This is a genomic window from Mesorhizobium sp. M2C.T.Ca.TU.002.02.1.1, from assembly GCF_003997225.1.
Genome location: NZ_RZTO01001034.1, coordinates 1 through 1843 on the forward strand (window position 1 = coordinate 1; position 1843 = coordinate 1843).

The 1843-nt window shown below is 65.6% G+C and carries 3 protein-coding genes; 1 reads left to right on the plus strand and 2 read right to left on the minus strand.

What is annotated here, in order from left to right; all coding sequences use genetic code 11:
- Positions 1 to 253, minus strand: a 253-nt coding sequence (locus EOD07_RS32965) for a YbfB/YjiJ family MFS transporter (protein ID WP_127238209.1), incomplete at its 3' end; no start/stop codon positions are given.
- A 274-nt stretch (positions 254 to 527) separates the two neighbouring features.
- Positions 528 to 728 carry a hypothetical protein gene (locus tag EOD07_RS32970; RefSeq protein WP_127238207.1) on the minus strand — a complete coding sequence of 67 codons (201 nt, stop codon included), beginning with the start codon at positions 726 to 728 and terminating at the stop codon, positions 528 to 530.
- A 98-nt stretch (positions 729 to 826) separates the two neighbouring features.
- Here EOD07_RS32970 and EOD07_RS32975 point away from each other — a divergent pair, with 98 nt between their 5' ends.
- Complete coding sequence (locus tag EOD07_RS32975; RefSeq protein WP_127238208.1) at positions 827 to 1741, plus strand: LysR substrate-binding domain-containing protein; 915 nt, start codon at positions 827 to 829, stop codon at positions 1739 to 1741.
- Positions 1742 to 1843: the final 102 nt, after the last annotated feature.

The window sequence follows — 1843 nt, forward strand, 5'->3', positions numbered from 1 at the left end:
AGACGTGTATAAGAGACAGCATGAGGCCCGCGAGCACGGCGGTGGCCGCAAGGCCGGCGAACATCAGCAGACGCTCGCGCCCGTGCGCCCAGTCGCCGGCCGCGGCAAACGCGCCGATGAGGTAGCCGAGATAATTGGCGGAAGCGATCCAGCCGGCATCGGCCGGCGTCAGGTGCAGCCCTTCCATCATGCCCGGCAGGATCGGCGTATAGACGAAGCGGCCGATGCCCTGGGCGACGGCGAGCGCGACCATGCCGGCGAGAGCAAGACGCAAGGGAGATGGCGAGGCGTTCATTGCGGCGCAACATAAATGTGTGCGCAGGCGAAACAACCGTGCTTGCGTTGGGCCAGTCAGGCTTGGCCGTCGGATTGCAGACGTCCCCTCACCCAGCCTCCGCTTCGCTCGGCTGACCTTTCCCCGCGGGGAGAGGAGCCTATCGGCACCGGCGCCACTTCTTCTCCCCCACGGGGAGAAGGTGGCCGCGAAGCGGCCGGATGAGGAGGAGCGCCGCCAAAGGGCCAATAACTTATCGGCCGGCCGCACCCATCGTTTCATATGCGGTGCGGCGCGCGGTCAGCCGGAAGGGCATATCGCCGAGCTCGCGCTCCGACATGGTGTCGAGCACCGGATGCGACAGCGGATCGGTGATCCAGCGGGCGATCTCGCCGTCATCGCGCGGCCTCGCCATGGTGCCGGAAAGCCCTTTCAGCAAAGATAAAATCTTCATGGGGACCACCTCATGGCTCAAGGCTGTTCCTGTTAAATTCCGCCTTCTCTCACTGGGTTTCAATTGAGATTTCGGCTCGTCCACTTTAGAAAAACTGAATGGCAATGCTCAATCGCGTCCACCTCAACGGCCTGCGCGCCGTGGAAACCGTCGCCCGGCTGGGATCGCTGGCGGCAGCGGCGGCAGAGCTGAACGTCTCGGTCAGCGCCGTCAGCCAGCAGGTCAAGCGCACCGAGAAGCAGCTCGGACAGGCGCTGTTCGAACGCACGCCGGGCGGGCTCGTGCCGACCGAGTTCGGCGCAGCCTTCACGGCGCGGCTCAGCGCCGGCTTCCGCGAGCTCGCGCAAGCGGTGGCGCTGGCCGACGAGGCCAACGAGTGCACGCTGGTCGTCTCGGTGGCGCCGGCCTTCGCTTCGAAATGGCTGCTGCCCAGGCTGTCGCGGCATTTCGCGCGGCATCCGAACGTGCTTTTGCGCATCGACGCCTCGGCCAGGGTCGCCGATCTCGATCGGTCCGACATCGATATCGCCATCCGGCTCGGCGACGGCAAATGGCCGGGCGACCGCGCCGAGCTTCTGCTTGCCCAGGAAGTGTTTCCGGTCTGCGCGCCCTCGATCGCGGTCAGGCTGAAATCGATCGGCGATCTGGCGCAGACCTGCGCCATCACTGACGAGCGGGCGATGTTCAGCTGGGACGGCTGGTTCGAGGCGGCCGGCGTCGAGCCGGTCACCTTCCAGAAGGGCGCGCGCTTCACCGATCCGATGCTTTGCCTGGAATCGGCGATCGCCGGTCATGGCGTGATGCTCGCCTGGCAATTGCTCACCGCCGACGCGCTGGCCGACGGCCGGCTGGTCGCGCCCTTCGGCGTAAGGGCCGAAAGCGGGCTCGGCTACTGGCTGGTGACCTCGGCCACCAAAAGCGAAAGCCGCAAGGTGCGCGACTTCAAGGCCTGGATCCGCGAAGAGATCGAGGCGACCATGGCGCAGTTCCGGGCGCTGGACAGCGCCGCATAACCGCGGCGCATTTTTCGATAATGCGGTTCGTTATGCTTGAGAGCAGGCCCAGTCGATCGCGGTGGAAAGGTCAATCGCAGCGGTCTATGTAAGGATGAGGAC

What these genes read in the sequence shown, in the direction of transcription:
- EOD07_RS32970 (WP_127238207.1), bottom strand. Translation starts at nt 728, where the DNA reads ATGAAGATTTTATCTTTGCTGAAAGGGCTTTCCGGCACCATGGCGAGG.
- EOD07_RS32975 (WP_127238208.1), top strand. Translation starts at nt 827, where the DNA reads ATGGCAATGCTCAATCGCGTCCACCTCAACGGCCTGCGCGCCGTGGAA.